The 13,727-nt window shown below is 71.7% G+C and carries 14 protein-coding genes; 12 read left to right on the forward strand and 2 right to left on the reverse strand.

The window, feature by feature from the left end; translation table 11 throughout:
• Positions 1 to 35: 35 nt before the first annotated feature.
• A complete protein-coding gene (locus ACFPIH_RS21235) occupies positions 36 to 638 on the reverse strand; it encodes a TetR/AcrR family transcriptional regulator (protein ID WP_381174471.1) in 603 nt (200 codons plus the stop codon).
• A 101-nt stretch (positions 639 to 739) separates the two neighbouring features.
• Between ACFPIH_RS21235 and ACFPIH_RS21240 the strand changes: the two genes are divergently transcribed.
• The 12 genes from ACFPIH_RS21240 (at position 740) to ACFPIH_RS21295 (ending at position 12,511) form a co-directional block, all read left to right on the forward strand.
• Complete coding sequence (locus ACFPIH_RS21240) at positions 740 to 1,111, forward strand: DUF4267 domain-containing protein (RefSeq protein WP_381174473.1); 372 nt, start codon at positions 740 to 742, stop codon at positions 1,109 to 1,111.
• A 143-nt stretch (positions 1,112 to 1,254) separates the two neighbouring features.
• Positions 1,255 to 1,551 carry an Asp-tRNA(Asn)/Glu-tRNA(Gln) amidotransferase subunit GatC gene (gene gatC / locus ACFPIH_RS21245; RefSeq protein WP_018531282.1) on the forward strand — a complete coding sequence of 99 codons (297 nt, stop codon included), beginning with the start codon at positions 1,255 to 1,257 and terminating at the stop codon, positions 1,549 to 1,551.
• A gap of 5 nt (positions 1,552 to 1,556) precedes the next feature.
• Entirely contained in the window at positions 1,557 to 3,062 is a 1,506-nt protein-coding gene (gatA, locus tag ACFPIH_RS21250; RefSeq protein ID WP_381174475.1) for an Asp-tRNA(Asn)/Glu-tRNA(Gln) amidotransferase subunit GatA, read from the forward strand.
• Positions 3,059 to 3,298 carry a hypothetical protein gene (locus ACFPIH_RS21255; protein WP_381174477.1) on the forward strand — a complete coding sequence of 80 codons (240 nt, stop codon included), beginning with the start codon at positions 3,059 to 3,061 and terminating at the stop codon, positions 3,296 to 3,298. Before gatA ends, ACFPIH_RS21255 begins: the two co-directional genes overlap by 4 nt.
• Before the next feature lie 15 nt (positions 3,299 to 3,313).
• Positions 3,314 to 4,828, forward strand: a complete 1,515-nt coding sequence (gatB, locus tag ACFPIH_RS21260; RefSeq protein ID WP_381174479.1) for an Asp-tRNA(Asn)/Glu-tRNA(Gln) amidotransferase subunit GatB — start codon at positions 3,314 to 3,316, stop codon at positions 4,826 to 4,828.
• An 86-nt stretch (positions 4,829 to 4,914) separates the two neighbouring features.
• Positions 4,915 to 5,226 carry a hypothetical protein gene (locus tag ACFPIH_RS21265; RefSeq protein WP_381174481.1) on the forward strand — a complete coding sequence of 104 codons (312 nt, stop codon included), beginning with the start codon at positions 4,915 to 4,917 and terminating at the stop codon, positions 5,224 to 5,226.
• Between the two features lie 189 nt (positions 5,227 to 5,415).
• The gene (locus ACFPIH_RS21270) at positions 5,416 to 7,623 is read left to right on the forward strand and encodes an MMPL family transporter (RefSeq protein ID WP_381174483.1); all 2,208 of its coding nucleotides are present in this window, start codon (positions 5,416 to 5,418) and stop codon (positions 7,621 to 7,623) included.
• Positions 7,601 to 8,176 carry a GNAT family N-acetyltransferase gene (locus ACFPIH_RS21275; protein WP_381174485.1) on the forward strand — a complete coding sequence of 192 codons (576 nt, stop codon included), beginning with the start codon at positions 7,601 to 7,603 and terminating at the stop codon, positions 8,174 to 8,176. The genes ACFPIH_RS21270 and ACFPIH_RS21275 overlap by 23 nt, the downstream gene beginning before the upstream one ends.
• Before the next feature lie 35 nt (positions 8,177 to 8,211).
• Positions 8,212 to 8,814, forward strand: coding sequence for a hypothetical protein (locus tag ACFPIH_RS21280; RefSeq protein WP_381174487.1), 603 nt, complete (start codon positions 8,212 to 8,214; stop codon positions 8,812 to 8,814).
• A gap of 210 nt (positions 8,815 to 9,024) precedes the next feature.
• Entirely contained in the window at positions 9,025 to 9,213 is a 189-nt protein-coding gene (locus ACFPIH_RS21285; protein ID WP_381174489.1) for a hypothetical protein, read from the forward strand.
• Between the two features lie 95 nt (positions 9,214 to 9,308).
• A complete protein-coding gene (locus tag ACFPIH_RS21290; RefSeq protein WP_381174702.1) occupies positions 9,309 to 12,296 on the forward strand; it encodes a helix-turn-helix transcriptional regulator in 2,988 nt (995 codons plus the stop codon).
• Between the two features lie 38 nt (positions 12,297 to 12,334).
• Positions 12,335 to 12,511 (forward strand): DUF6191 domain-containing protein, encoded by a 177-nt coding sequence (locus ACFPIH_RS21295; protein WP_381174491.1) that lies wholly within the window; start codon positions 12,335 to 12,337, stop codon positions 12,509 to 12,511.
• 6 nt (positions 12,512 to 12,517) lie between these two features.
• Here ACFPIH_RS21295 and ACFPIH_RS21300 read toward each other — a convergent pair whose 3' ends face one another.
• Positions 12,518 to 13,663: a PQQ-dependent sugar dehydrogenase gene (locus ACFPIH_RS21300; protein ID WP_381174704.1), complete on the reverse strand. Its 1,146-nt coding sequence runs from the start codon at positions 13,661 to 13,663 to the stop codon at positions 12,518 to 12,520.
• Between the last annotated feature and the right edge of the window lie 64 nt (positions 13,664 to 13,727).

The raw sequence follows: 13,727 nt of genomic DNA on the forward strand, positions 1-13,727 counted from the left end.
TTACCCGTGGGGCGCGTCCGCCGTCGGCGTCGGACTCAGTCCGTCGCCGGCGCGAAGTGTGCGATGAGCAGTTCCAGGCGCCGCTCGTGAGCCTCCTCCGGTAGGCGGCCGCTGCGGGTCAGGGTGACCAGGCCGTGGAGGCCGGCCCAGAAGGTTTCCGTGAGGAGGCCGGGGTCGTCGCCCTCGGCCGCGGCCGGTGTGACGGCGGCTGCCAGTTCGTTGAAGGCCTCCCAGAGCGCCGCCGGGGCCTCCGCCGTGGCGAACGGCAGATCCACCCGGTGCGTGAACATCGCGTCGTACAGCGCGGGCCGCCGCCTCGCGAAGGAGGCGTACGCCTCCCCGACGGCCGCCAGCCCCGCCCGCACCCCCGGCGGCACGCCCTCCCGGGTCGCCGCCCGCCGGGCCTCCCGCATCTCCGCCGCCAGTTCCACGGAGCCCTCCACCGCGACCGCCGCCATGATCGCGTCCTTGCCCTTGAAGTGGCTGTAGAGGACCGGCTGGCTGTACTCGATCTCCGCTGCGAGACGGCGGGTGGTGACCGCGTCCCAGCCCTCCGCCTCCGCCAGCTCGCGAGCCGCCGTGACGATCAACTGCTCGCGCTCCGCTCGTTCGCGCTCCCGGCGCGTCTGGATCGACATGCAAGGGATTCTAGCGTCGCTAGCCAACCTGTCGATGCTCTGCTAGCTTCGCTCCTGTCGCTAGCAGTGCTAGAAAACAGAGAAGGAGAGCTGAGGCAGAGATGACCGTCACCGCCTACACCCTGGCCGTTCTGCTCGACCTGTTCGTCGTGTTCATCGGCGCCCGGTTCCTGTTCCGGCCCGGCCCCGCCGCAGCCGGCTACGGCGTCCCCGCCGACCCGCACGGCGACGCCTCCGCCTACCTCGCGATCAAGGGCCTCAGGGACGGCACCCTCGGCCTCCTCGGCCTCGCCCTGCTCGCCTTCGCCGGCGCCACCGCGGAGGCCTGGTTCATGCTGGCCGTCGCGGTCGTGCCGCTCGGTGACACACTGATAGTGCTGCGGCACGGCGGCACCAGGGCGGTGGCCTTCGGGATCCACTTCGCGACCGCCGTCGTCGTACTCGTCAGCGCCGCCCTGCTCTTCGCCGTCTGACCCACCCGAGCCGCGGAGACCCCCGGCGTCGAGGGTCCGGTCCGGTCCCGGGGAAACCGTTTCACGGTCTTGCCGCCCCGCCCCCTAGGATTAGCCGCAAACCTAGCCCCGAACCGCACACACTCACCCCAGAGGAACGCTGCATGCCTGGCATCACGCGCGAGGAGGTCGCCCACCTCGCCCGGCTGGCGCGTCTGGAGCTGAAGCCCGAAGAGCTCGACCACTTCGCGGGACAGCTGGACGACATCATCGGCGCGGTCGCCCGCGTCAGCGAGGTCGCCGACCAAGACGTACCGCCGACCTCGCACCCGCTCCCGCTGACGAACGTCATGCGGGCGGACGAGGTCCGTCCGTCGCTCACCCCCGAGCAGGCGCTCTCCGGCGCCCCGGCCCAGGAGCAGCAGCGTTTCAAGGTGCCGCAGATCCTGGGGGAGGACTAATCACCATGACGGACACCAACGTCAACATCATCAGGCTGACCGCCGCCGAGACCGCCGCGAAGATCGCCTCCGGCGAGCTCACGGCCGTACAGGTCGCCGAGGCCCATCTGGCCCGGATCGAGGCCGTCGACGAGAAGGTGCACGCCTTCCTGTACGTCGACCGTGAGGGCGCGCTGGCCCAGGCCCGCGCCGTCGACGCGAAGCGGGAGCGCGGCGAGAAGCTCGGCCCGCTGGCCGGCGTCCCGCTCGCGCTCAAGGACATCTTCACCACCGAGGGCATCCCGACCACGGTCGGTTCGAAGATCCTGGAGGGGTGGATCCCGCCGTACGACGCCACCCTCACCAAGCGGCTGAAGGCCGCCGACGTCGTCATTCTCGGCAAGACCAACATGGACGAGTTCGCCATGGGGTCGAGCACGGAGAACAGCGCGTACGGGCCCACCGGCAACCCGTGGGACCTCACCAAGATCCCCGGTGGCTCCGGCGGCGGGTCGAGTGCCGCCCTCGCCTCCTTCCAGGCCCCCCTCGCCATCGGCACCGACACCGGCGGCTCCATCCGCCAGCCGGCCGCCGTCACCGGCACGGTCGGCGTGAAGCCGACGTACGGGGCCGTCTCGCGGTACGGCATGGTCGCCTTCTCCAGCTCCCTCGACCAGGGCGGGCCCTGTGCCCGTACGGTCCTGGACGCGGCGCTGCTCCACGAGGTGATCGCCGGGCACGACCCGCTGGACTCCACGTCCATCGACGCGCCCGTCCCGCCGGTCGTCGAGGCCGCCCGCAACGGCAGCGTCGCCGGGATGCGCGTCGGCGTGGTCAAGCAGTTCCGCGGCGAGGGCTACCAGGCCGGCGTCATCCAGCGCTTCGACGAGTCCGTGGCGCTGCTGAAGGACCTGGGCGCGGAGATCGTCGAGCTGGACTGTCCCTCCTTCGACCTGGCCCTTTCGGCGTACTACCTGATCGCGCCGTCCGAGTGCTCCTCCAACCTCGCCCGCTTCGACGGCCTGCGCTACGGCCTCCGTACGGGCGACGACGGCACCCACTCGGCCGAGGAGGTCACCTCCCTCACCCGGGCGGCGGGCTTCGGGCCCGAGGTCAAGCGCCGGATCATGCTCGGCACCTACGCCCTGAGCTCCGGCTACTACGACGCCTACTACGGCAGCGCCCAGAAGGTCCGCACGCTCATCACGCGCGACTTCGAGAAGGCCTTCGAGCAGGTGGACGTGATCGTGTCCCCGACGACCCCCACCACCGCCTTCGCGATCGGCGAGCGTGCCGACGACCCGATGGCGATGTACCTGGCCGACCTGTGCACCATCCCGACCAACCTCGCGGGCAACGCGGCCATGTCGCTGCCCTGCGGTCTCGCCCCGGAGGACAACCTCCCGGTGGGTCTGCAGATCATCGCCCCGGCGCTGAAGGACGAGCGGCTTTACAAGGTCGGAGCCGCCGTCGAGGCCGCCTTCGTGGAAAGGTGGGGGCATCCGCTCCTCGAGGAGGCTCCGTCGCTGTGAGTGCACTGAACAAGGCCAAGGGCTTCAAGAAGTCCAAGTCCGGTACGTACCTGTCCATGGCCGGCACGGCCTTCGGCGCGATCGGCGTGGCCAAGCAGATCAAGAGGGCCCGGGCCGAGAACGACACGCTGCGGCTGATCGACGCCACCGTGTCCGCGGTCGCCATCGTCACCGGTCTCGCCATCCTGTACCGCGAGCTGAAGCGGCTGGGCGACGACGACGTCCTGCTGGGCTGAGAGGGAAGTAGCACCGTGACCACCACGACCGACCTGGTGTCGTACGAGGACGCGCTGGCGTCGTACGACCCCGTCATGGGCCTCGAGGTCCATGTCGAACTCGGCACCAAGACCAAGATGTTCTGCGGGTGTTCGACCGAACTCGGTCAGGACGCCAACGCGCAGACCTGTCCCACCTGCCTCGGCCTGCCCGGCGCGCTCCCGGTCGTCAACGCGATCGGCGTCGAGTCCGCGATCAGGATCGGTCTCGCGCTGCACTGCGAGATCGCCGAGTGGTGCCGCTTCGCCCGGAAGAACTACTTCTATCCGGACATGCCGAAGAACTTCCAGACCTCCCAGTACGACGAGCCGATCGCCTTCAACGGCTACCTCGACGTACAGCTGGAGGACGGCACGACCTTCCGCGTGGAGATCGAGCGTGCCCACATGGAGGAGGACACCGGCAAGTCCACCCACGTGGGCGGCGCCACGGGCCGTATCCACGGCGCCTCGCACTCGCTGCTCGACTACAACCGGGCCGGCATCCCGCTCATCGAGATCGTCACCAAGCCGATCGAGGGTGCGGGCGAGCGTGCGCCGGAGGTCGCCCGGGCCTACGTCCGTGAGCTGCGCGAGCTCATCAGGGCGCTCGACGTGTCGGAAGCCCGCATGGAGATGGGGCAGATGCGCTGCGACGTGAACCTGTCGCTGCGCCCGCACGGCCGCGAGAAGTTCGGCACGCGTTCCGAGACCAAGAACGTCAACTCGCTGCGGTCCGTGGAGCGCGCGGCCCGCTTCGAGATCCAGCGGCACGCCGCCGTCCTCGACAGCGGCGGCACGATCATCCAAGAGACCCGGCACTTCCACGAGGACACGGGGTCCACGACCTCCGGCCGCGTGAAGGAGGAGGCCGAGGACTACCGGTACTTCCCGGAGCCCGACCTGGTGCCGGTCGCCCCGTCCCGTGAGTGGGTCGAGGAGATCCGCGCCGGTCTGCCGGAGCTGCCGCTGGTGCGCCGCAACCGCCTTCTCGCGGAGTGGGGCATCTCGGCCACCGAGATGCAGGCGATCCTCAACGCCGGTGCGTTGGACCTGATCGTCGCCACGATCGACGCCGGTGCCGACGCCGCCTCCTCCCGCAAGTGGTGGATGGGCGAACTGGCGCGCAGCGCCAACGAGTCCGGAAAGTCCCTGGACGAGCTGGCGATCACTCCGGCGCAGGTCGCCCGGGTCACCGAGCTGGTCTCGAAGGGCGACCTGAACGACAAGCTGGCCCGTCAGGTCATCGAGGGCGTCCTCGCGGGCGAGGGAACCCCGGACGAGGTCGTCGACAAGCGCGGGCTGAAGGTCGTCTCCGACGACTCCGCGCTCGGCACGGCCGTCGACGAGGCCATCGCCGGCAACCCGGGCGTCGCCGACAAGATCCGCGGCGGCAAGGTCGCCGCGGCCGGCGCCCTCGTCGGCGCCGTGATGAAGGCCACGCGGGGACAGGCCGACGCGGCCCGCGTCAAGGAGCTCATCCTGGAGAAGCTGGGGGTCAGCGAGGGCTGACCTCGGGTAACTCCGCGAGAGGGGGTGCGTCCGCTCAGGGCGCACCCCCTCTCGTCTCTCAGCCGGAGGCGCTACGCTCGCCCGCCATGAGTGCACGCACCGACTCAGATGCGCAGGACGACATAGACGACCCCGAGGAATACGACGCCTACGACGACGCCCGCCGTGCCCGCTGGACGGCGACCGGCACCGGCGCCCTCCTCGCCCTCGCCGGTGTCGCCGCGTCCCTGATGCGCCTGACCTCCGCCGCCCCGGCGCTCGTCCCGGCGGCCTACGGCCTGGGCGCCGCCGTCTGCGCCCTCGCGGCCTTCCTCGGCTCACGGGGCCGTACCCGCCGTGCCCTGTGGCTGCTCATCGCGGGGGTGATGGTGATGGCCCTGGGCGATCAGGCCGACTGACAGGCCCGTCGTTATTGTCCTGTGATCTGGCTCCCACTCTTGTGAAAAGACGCACGATCGAAACAAACGATCTCTTGCGCCTGCAAGAGTGATCTCGCATTCGTCAGACGTTCTTTGCGGGCTGTCCAGTTAGAGCACGACTGTTTCCCGGTCAAAGATCCACAATTCACCCCCCCCGGGAGCACGTCAGTGGCAGCCCTCGCGCGATGGTGCGTCAGTAACCGCTTCCTGGCGGTTCTGCTCTGGTTGCTCACCCTCGTCGGCACGGCCTCCGCCGCCGTCGCCACCGGCTCCGCGTACTCCAACGACTACGAGGTCCCCGGCACCGAGTCCGGCCGCGCCACCCGGCTCCTCGCCGAGGGCTTCCCCACCCTCGGCGGCGACAGCGACACCGTCGTCTGGCACACCACCTCGGGCACCGTCCGCGCCGCCGACGTCGAACAGACCATGACCGGCACCCTGGAGAAGATCGCCGACCTGCCCGGCGTGGGCGCCGTCTCCGCCGCCCGGGTCAGCGCGGACGGGCACACCGCCTACGCCACCGTGACCTTCGCCGACCGCGCCGAGGACATCGACACATCCGAGGCACAGGCCGTCGTACGGGCCGCCAAGGCCGCCGAGAGCGACGGGCTCCAGGTCGAACTGGGCGGCAGCGCCGTCGCCCTCACCGAACCCTCCGGCGGACACCTCGCCGAGGCCGTCGGCGTGGTCGTCGCCGCGGTCGTGCTGTTCCTCGCCTTCGGCTCGCTCGCCGCCTCGCTGCTGCCCATCGCCACCGCCCTGGTGGGCGTCGGCACCGCCTACGCCGGCATCCAGCTGCTCGGCCACGCCATGACCGTCGCCGACTTCGCGCCCATGCTCGGCCTGCTCGTCGGACTGGGCGTCGGCATCGACTACGCCCTGTTCATCGTGACCCGCCACCGGCGCGGACTGAAACGCGGGCTCACGGTCGCCGAGGCCGCCGAGAACGCCGTGGCGACGACCGGGCGGGCGGTCGTCTTCGCCGGCGCCACCGTGTGCATAGCCCTGCTCGGGATGCTGATCCTGCGCCTGAACTTCCTCAACGGCGTCGCGATGGCCGCCTCGCTCACCGTCGTCCTCACGGTCGCCGCCTCCGTCACCCTGCTGCCCGCCCTGCTGTCGTACATCGGACCGCGCGCCCTCAGCCGCCGTGAGCGGCGTCGGCTCGCCGAGCACGGGCCCGAGCCGGAGCTGCCCACCGGGTTCGCCGCCCGCTGGTCGGCGTTCGTGGAACGTCACCCCAAGCTGCTCGGCAGCGTCGCCCTCGTGGTGATCGCCGTCCTCGCCCTGCCGACGTTCTCCCTCCGCCTCGGCACCTCCGACCAGGGCAACGGCCCCACCTCGGCCACCACCCGCCAGGCCTACGACCTCCTGTCCGAAGGCTTCGGCCCCGGGGTGAACGGCCCGCTGACCCTGGTGACCCGGGTCGGCGGCGCCGAGGACCGGCTCGCCCTCGACAACCTCGACACCACCCTGCGCGCCACCGAGGGCGTGGCCTCGGTGACCCCGGTGACCTTCGACTCCGGCGGACGCATCGCGTATCTCACCGTCGTGCCGGAGTCCTCCCCGCAGTCGCAGCGGACCAGCGAGTTCGTCGACCGGCTGCGCACCGAGGTGCTGCCCCGGGCCGAGGCCGGTACCTCCCTCGACGTCCAGGTCGGCGGGGTGACGGCCGGCTACGACGACTTCGCGGACGTCATCGTCGGCAAGCTGCCCCTCTTCGTCGGCGTCGTCATCGGCCTGGGCTGTCTGCTGCTCCTGCTCGCCTTCCGGTCCGTCGGCATACCGCTCAAGGCCGCCGTGATGAACGTGGCCGCCGTCGCCGCCGCCTTCGGGGTCGTCGTCGCGATCTTCCAGTGGGGCTGGGGGAGTGAGCTGCTGGGTCTCGGCCGGGCCGGGCCGATCGAACCCTTCCTGCCCGTGATCATGGTGTCGGTCCTCTTCGGCCTCTCCATGGACTACCAGGTCTTCCTGGTCAGCCGGATGTACGAGGAGTGGCTGGAGACCGGCGACAACCGGCGGGCCGTGCGGATCGGTCTCGCCGAGACCAGCCGGGTGATCAACTCCGCCGCCGTCATCATGATCTCCGTCTTCCTCGCCTTCGTCCTCAGCGGCGACCGGGTGATCGCCATGTTCGGCATCGCGCTCGCCGCCGCCGTCGCCCTGGACGCGTTCGTGCTGCGGACGCTCCTGGTGCCCGCCCTCATGCACCTGCTCGGCGGCGCCAACTGGTGGCTGCCGCGCGGCCTCGACCGCTACCTGCCCCGGATCAGCATCGAGCCGCCCGAGTGCCGCGCCGCCCATGAGAGGCTCACCGAGGAGGTCGAGGCGCTGGAGAAGGAGCGGGAAGCGGATGTACGCGATATCGCTGGGTGACGACGGAGCGGAACTGCGGCCCCTGGAGCCCTGGCACGCCGAGGAGTTCCTGGCCCACCTGGAACGTGGCCGGGAGTTCGTCAACGAGTTCATCCCCTTCGGCGCCAAGGCCGTCGACCCGCCCACCGCGCGCGAGGCGCTCCAGCGGTACGCCGACATGCGCGCCGCGGACACCGCCTCGCTGCACGGCCTGTGGCTGGACGGCACCCTGGTGGGCGGGGTGCTCTTCCTCAACTTCGACGCCGAACAGGCGAACTGCGAGGTCGGCTGCTGGCTGGAGCCCGCCGCCACCGGGCGCGGACTGGTCAGCCGGGCCATGCGGGTACTGATCGACTTCGCCGTGGAGCGGCGCGGCATCCACCGTGTGGAGTGGGTCGCCTCGGCGGGGAACACCAACAGCCTGAACGTCGCCCGGAGGCTCGGGTTCACCCGCGACGGTGTACGCCGGGAGGCCTACCCCTATGGTGGGGTGCGGCACGACCTCGAAGTGTGGTCCGTGCTGGCCCAGGAGTGGCGCGCCGCACGCGCGCGTGCCGCTCACGACGATCATTAATGGACCTCTCAGAGAGCGTCCGTACGGTGCGAGGTATGGGAACCACCAAGACTGCTGACGAGGCCACCGAGGCCACCGAGCCCAACACCGACGACAAGCCGGTGGACATCACCAAGACCGACGCGTCCGACGACGTGATCGAGCACGTCGAGAACGGGGAGGAGACGGACGACCTCGTCGAGGGGATTTCCGGGGACCCCGAGGACTCAGCGGACGACGATCTGACGGCCGAGGCCGAGGGCGCCACCGGCGTCGGCCTCGGCGCGGCAGCGGTCGTCTCCGCCGCGCTCGGCTTCGTGTCGCTGAGCGGCAGCTGGATCGGCACCGTCGCCGGTGCCCGCCAGACCCTCGTCGGCCAGCTGGAGACCTCGTCGACCGCGAGCGTCGCCAACCAGATCCAGGCCGTCTACGGCGACGCCTGGCAGACCACCGCGCTGTGGGCCGGCCTGTTCGCGCTGACCGCGCTGGTCGTCGGCGTCGTCGTACTGGCCCGCCCCGCGTTCGGCAAGCCGGCCGGGCCGCAGGCACCCTGGATCAAGTCCGTCTCGTGGGCCGGTGTCGCCCTCGGTGTCGTCGGCCTGCTCCTGGCCGTGCTCAAGTACACCGACGCCCTGCTCGGCCTGCCCTCGGCGAGCTGAGTCCCCGCACGTCAGTCCCCGCACGTCAGGAGGGGTCTTAGGAGGGCCGTAAGCACCTTACGGCCGTCCTGAGACCCCTCCGGCGCGTCTAAGGCCCCGCCCGCCGCCGAAGATGCGGAACTCTCCCGATGTGGCGGACCCCCCTCGCGGACGAGGGTTGAGGCATCGCAACGAGCGAAGCCAGCACCCGCCTTCCCGAGGGGACCCACCGTGTTCGAGTACGAGATCCAGGCCCGGTCCGCCGAACTGCTCCGCCGCGCCGAGCGCGAACGGCTGGCCCGTGAGGCCGTCCGCGGCCGGCGCGATGCCCGCCGCGAGGCCGCGGAGCGGGAACCGGACAGTCCCGACCCCGACCCCGGCCCCCGTGCCCGCCGGTTCCGGTTCGCCCGGTCCGTGTGAGCACCGGGGTCGAGCGGGGCGGCCGTACGGGGATCGGCCGCCCCGCGACCGCTGTGACGGCGATATCCACTGGGGCGGTGTCCGACCGCTGTGCGATGCTCGCCTCCGTGGAAACCAGGTCCGTCAGCCCCGTCTTCGTCGGCCGCGGCGACGAGTTGGACACACTGAACGACGCGCTCTCCCGCGCCGCCGCGGGAGAGCCGCAGGCATTGCTGATCGGCGGCGAGGCCGGGGTCGGCAAGACCCGGCTCGTCGAGGAGTTCACCGAGGCCGCCGGCCGCGCGGGTGCCGTCGTCGCGCTCGGCGGCTGTGTGGAGATCGGCGCCGACGGACTGCCGTTCGCGCCGTTCTCCACCGCCCTGCGCGCCCTGCGCCGCGCCCTGCCCGACGAACTGGCCGCCGCCGCGGCCGGGCAGGAGGAGGAACTCGCCCGGCTGCTGCCCGAGTTGGGCGAGGCCGGGCATGCCCGCCACGACGAGGAGGGCATGGCCCGCCTCTTCGAACTCACCGCACGCCTGCTGGAACGGGTGGCCGCCGAGCGGACGGTCGTCCTCGCCCTGGAGGACCTGCACTGGTCCGACGCCTCCACCCGCCATCTGCTGTCCTACCTGCTGCGCACCCTGCGCACCGGCCGGCTCGTCGTCCTCGCCACCTACCGCGCCGACGACATCCACCGCCGCCATCCGCTGCGCCCCCTGCTCGCCGAACTCGACCGGCTGCGCACCCTCCGGCGGCTCGAACTCGCCCGCTTCACCCGCGACGAGGCCGGCCGCCAGATCGCCGGCATCCTGGCCCGTGAACCCGACCCCGGCCAGGTCGACGCCATCTTCGAACGCTCCGACGGCAACGCCTTCTTCGTCGAGGAACTCGCCGTCGCCGCCCACGAGGGCTGCCGCACAGGCCTCACCGACTCACTGCGCGACCTGCTCCTGGTGCGCGTCGAGGCGCTGCCCGAGAGCGCGCAGAACGTGGCCCGGATCGTCGCCGAGGGCGGCTCCACCGTCGAGTACCGGCTGCTGGCCGCCGTCGCCCGGTCCGCCGAGGACGACCTCATCGAGGCACTGCGGGCCGCCGTGAACGCCAACCTGCTGCTCGCCACCCCTGACGGCGACGGGTACCGCTTCCGCCACTCCCTCGTCCGCGAGGCGGTCGGCGACGACCTGCTGCCCGGCGAACGCTCGCGCCTCAACCGCCGCTACGCCGAGGCCCTGGAGGCCGATCCGACGCTGGTCCCCGCCGACCAGCGGGTCATGCGGCTGGCCAGCTACTGGTACCACGCCCACGACCCGGCCAAGGCCCTGCCCGCCGTCCTCGACGCGTCCGTCGCGGCCCGCTCCCGCCGCGCCTACAGCGAGCAACTACGGCTCCTGGAACGGGCGATGGAGCTGTGGGAGGCCGCCCCCGAGGAGGTAAGGGCCCGGCTGCGCCCCGTCGACTACACCGAGGTGTACCCTCCCTGCGGCTGCGACCCCGCCACCACCCCGCTGCACTACCTCGACCTCATGGCCGAGGCCGCCGTCGCCGGGCGCTACGCCGGGGAACGCGAAAGCGCCATGAAGATCACCAAGCGGGCACTGCACCTCCTCGAGGACGACGGCGATCCCCAGCGCTCCGCCTGGTTCTGGGTGCAGCGCTCCCGTCTCGTACGCTCCCTGGGCCGGGGCGGCGGGCGCGAGGAACTGGCCCGGGCCCAGGAACTGGTACGCGGTCTGCCGCCCAGCGAGGTGCACGCCGAGGTCCTCACCCGCTCCGCCCACTGGTCCATGCTCCACGACTCCGGCCCCGACGCCTTCCAGGCCGCCGAGCAGGCCGTCGCGTACGCCCGGATGGTCGGTGCCCGCGCGACCGAGCTCCAGGCCCGCCAGGTCCTCGGCATCCTCATGGTCGACGCCGGCCATCTGGAGGCCGGGCTGGCCGAGCTGCACGAGGTGAAGGACCGGTCCCTGGCCGAGGACATCCCCTCCGTCGCGGTGGACACCCATATCAACCTGCCCTCCGAGCTGGAGGCGATCGGCCGCTCCCGGGAAGCGGTGCCGATCCTCCATGAGGGCGTCGAGCTGGCCCGGCGGTACGGGCTGCCCGACAGTGAGGCCTGGGCGTGGGGCAACCTCGCGGAGTCCCTGTTCTCCCTGGGCCGTTGGGACGAGGCCGACGGGGCCTGCGTCGACGTCGGGCGGATGGGGCTCGGCGTCGGCGCCAGGGGCCTGCACGCCACCCTTCGCGCGGAACTCGCCGTCGCCCGCGGCGACTTCGCGGAAGCAAGCCGCCAGCTGGCGACGGCGCAGGGCCATTTCGACTCCCACGAGTACGCTCCCCAGCACCATCTGCCCCTCGCCCGGCACACCATCGCCCTCGCCGTCGCCGAGGGCCGCCACCACGACGCCCGCGGCCACCTCGAACGCACCCTGGACGCCGGCTTCCCGCTCGGCTCCCACCGCTACGCCTGGCCCCTCCTGCTCGCCGCGATGACAGCCGAGCTCACCGACGACCTTCTGGCCCGTATCCGCGAAGCGGCCAGGAGACTTCCCACCATCGCCCCCGTCTGGCAGGCCCACGAACGCTGGCTGCGCGCCGAACTGCTGCGGGCCGAACGCCGCCCCGACCCGGAGTTGTGGTTCGAGGCGGTCTCCGCCTTCGAGCGTCTGGAGCGCCCCTACGACCTCGCCCGCACCCGGTACCGCCTCGCCGAGGCCCTGCTGTCCACCGGCGCCGACGAACCCGACCGCGCCGCCGAACTCCTCCGGCTCGCCCACGCCGTCGCCACCCGGCTCGGCGCCTGCCCGCTGGCCGAAGCGGTCACCGCCCTCGGCAGGCGCGCCCGCATCCCCCTGGGCCCCCGAGACCACAACGCCGACTCGCTCGGCCTCACCGCCCGCGAGAGCGACGTCCTCCGCCTGGTCTCCGCCGGCCGCACCAACCGCCAGATAGCCGACGAACTCTTCATCTCCCCGAAGACGGCCAGCGTCCACGTCTCCAACATCCTCGGCAAACTCGGCGTCGCCGGCCGCGGCGAGGCAGCGGCCGTCGCCCACCGCCTGGGCCTCTTCCCACCGGAGACCGAGAACCGGGCGCTCGCGCGATGATGGAGGGAACCAGCTGACGCCGGCCGAAGGGAAGAGCGATGTTCAACGCCTTCGAGGAGCTGTTCTCGCCGGGGCGCAAGCACACCCAGGACGAGCAGAACCGGCTGGAGCTGACGCGGGAGGACGTCGGGGACGCGGATCCGGGGCGGGGGCCGATAGATCTGGCGTCCGGGAAGGTGGTCGTACGGCTGCCGGAGGAGCCCGAGGGGGAGTGAGCGGGGTCAGGTGACCTTGAGTTCCAGGATGCGGTCGTCGTCGTTCTTCGGGTCGCCCCGGCCGTCCGTGTTGCTCGTGGTGACCCAGAGCCTGTCGCCGCCCGCCGCGACCACCGTGCGCAGCCGGCCGTACTCGCCCTGGAGGAACGCCTGGGGGTCGGCGGACGCCTCGGTGCCCTTGAGGGGGATCCGCCACAGACGCTGCCCCTTGAGGCCGGCCATCCAGATCGAGCCCTCGGCGTAGGCGATGCCGCTGGGGGAGGCGTCGTCGGTGTGCCACTGGGCTATCGGGTTGCGGTACTTCGGGTCGTCGGACCTGCCCTCGGCCGACGGCCAGCCGTAGTCCGCGCCCGGGGCTATCGCGTTCAGCTCGTCCCAGGTGTCCTGGCCGAACTCCGCGGCGAACAGGCGCTGCCGGGAGTCCCAGGCGAGGCCCTGCACATTGCGGTGGCCGTAGGAGTACACCGGAGAGTCGGGGAACGGGTTGCCGGTGGCCGGTTCGCCCTCGGGGGTGAGGCGCAGGATCTTGCCGCCCAGGGACTCCTTGTCCTGGGACAGTCCCCGGTCGCCGCTCTCGCCGGTACCGGCGTACAGCATGCCGTCCGGGCCGAAGGCGATCCGCCCGCCGTTGTGGATCATGCCCTTGGGGATGCCCTTGAAGACCGTGTCCGGCGCGCCCAGCTGGTCGCCGGCCGGCCGCTTCGGGTCGTAGATCATGCGCACGATGCGGTTGTCCGAGGCCGAGGTGAAGTACGCGTAGACCATGTGGTCCGAGGCGTAGTCGGGGGAGAGGGCCAGGCCGAGCAGACCGCCCTCGCCGGCCGCGGAGACGCCCGGGACCTCGCCCGCCTCGGTCTTCCTGCCCGTCTCCGTGTCGACGTGGGTGATCGTCCCCTCGTCGCGGGAGGCGACCAGCAGACCGCCCTCGGGGAGCGGGGCCAGACCCCAGGGCGAGTTCAGGCCCTCGGCGACCGTGCGCACCACCTCGACCGTGCCCTTCGCGGGCGGGGTCTCCTCGGCGCTCGGCGAGGAGGAGCCCTGGACCGTCGTACCGCTCGGGGACGCGCTCGCGCCGGAGCCGGACGACCCTCCGTCGCCGGAGGAGCAGCCCGCCGTCAGCAGCAGTGCCCCTGTGGCGAACACCGCCGTCATCGTCCGACGTCGCACGATTCCGCTCCCCTCGCTCCCGGCGGACTCGCGCCCGCCTCCCCCTGTC

The sequence above is a fragment of the Streptomyces vulcanius genome (genome assembly GCF_042653945.1).
Taxonomy (GTDB): Bacteria; Actinomycetota; Actinomycetes; order Streptomycetales; family Streptomycetaceae; genus Streptomyces; species Streptomyces mangrovi.

Coding starts and splice junctions, on each gene's coding strand:
- ACFPIH_RS21235 (WP_381174471.1), bottom strand. CDS start 638: ATGTCGATCCAGACGCGCCGGGAGCGCGAACGAGCGGAGCGCGAGCAG.
- ACFPIH_RS21240 (WP_381174473.1), top strand. CDS start 740: ATGACCGTCACCGCCTACACCCTGGCCGTTCTGCTCGACCTGTTCGTC.
- gatC (WP_018531282.1), top strand. CDS start 1,255: ATGCCTGGCATCACGCGCGAGGAGGTCGCCCACCTCGCCCGGCTGGCG.
- gatA (WP_381174475.1), top strand. CDS start 1,557: ATGACGGACACCAACGTCAACATCATCAGGCTGACCGCCGCCGAGACC.
- ACFPIH_RS21265 (WP_381174481.1), top strand. CDS start 4,915: ATGAGTGCACGCACCGACTCAGATGCGCAGGACGACATAGACGACCCC.
- ACFPIH_RS21275 (WP_381174485.1), top strand. CDS start 7,601: ATGTACGCGATATCGCTGGGTGACGACGGAGCGGAACTGCGGCCCCTG.
- ACFPIH_RS21280 (WP_381174487.1), top strand. CDS start 8,212: ATGGGAACCACCAAGACTGCTGACGAGGCCACCGAGGCCACCGAGCCC.
- ACFPIH_RS21290 (WP_381174702.1), top strand. CDS start 9,309: ATGCTCGCCTCCGTGGAAACCAGGTCCGTCAGCCCCGTCTTCGTCGGC.
- ACFPIH_RS21295 (WP_381174491.1), top strand. CDS start 12,335: ATGTTCAACGCCTTCGAGGAGCTGTTCTCGCCGGGGCGCAAGCACACC.
- ACFPIH_RS21300 (WP_381174704.1), bottom strand. CDS start 13,663: ATGACGGCGGTGTTCGCCACAGGGGCACTGCTGCTGACGGCGGGCTGC.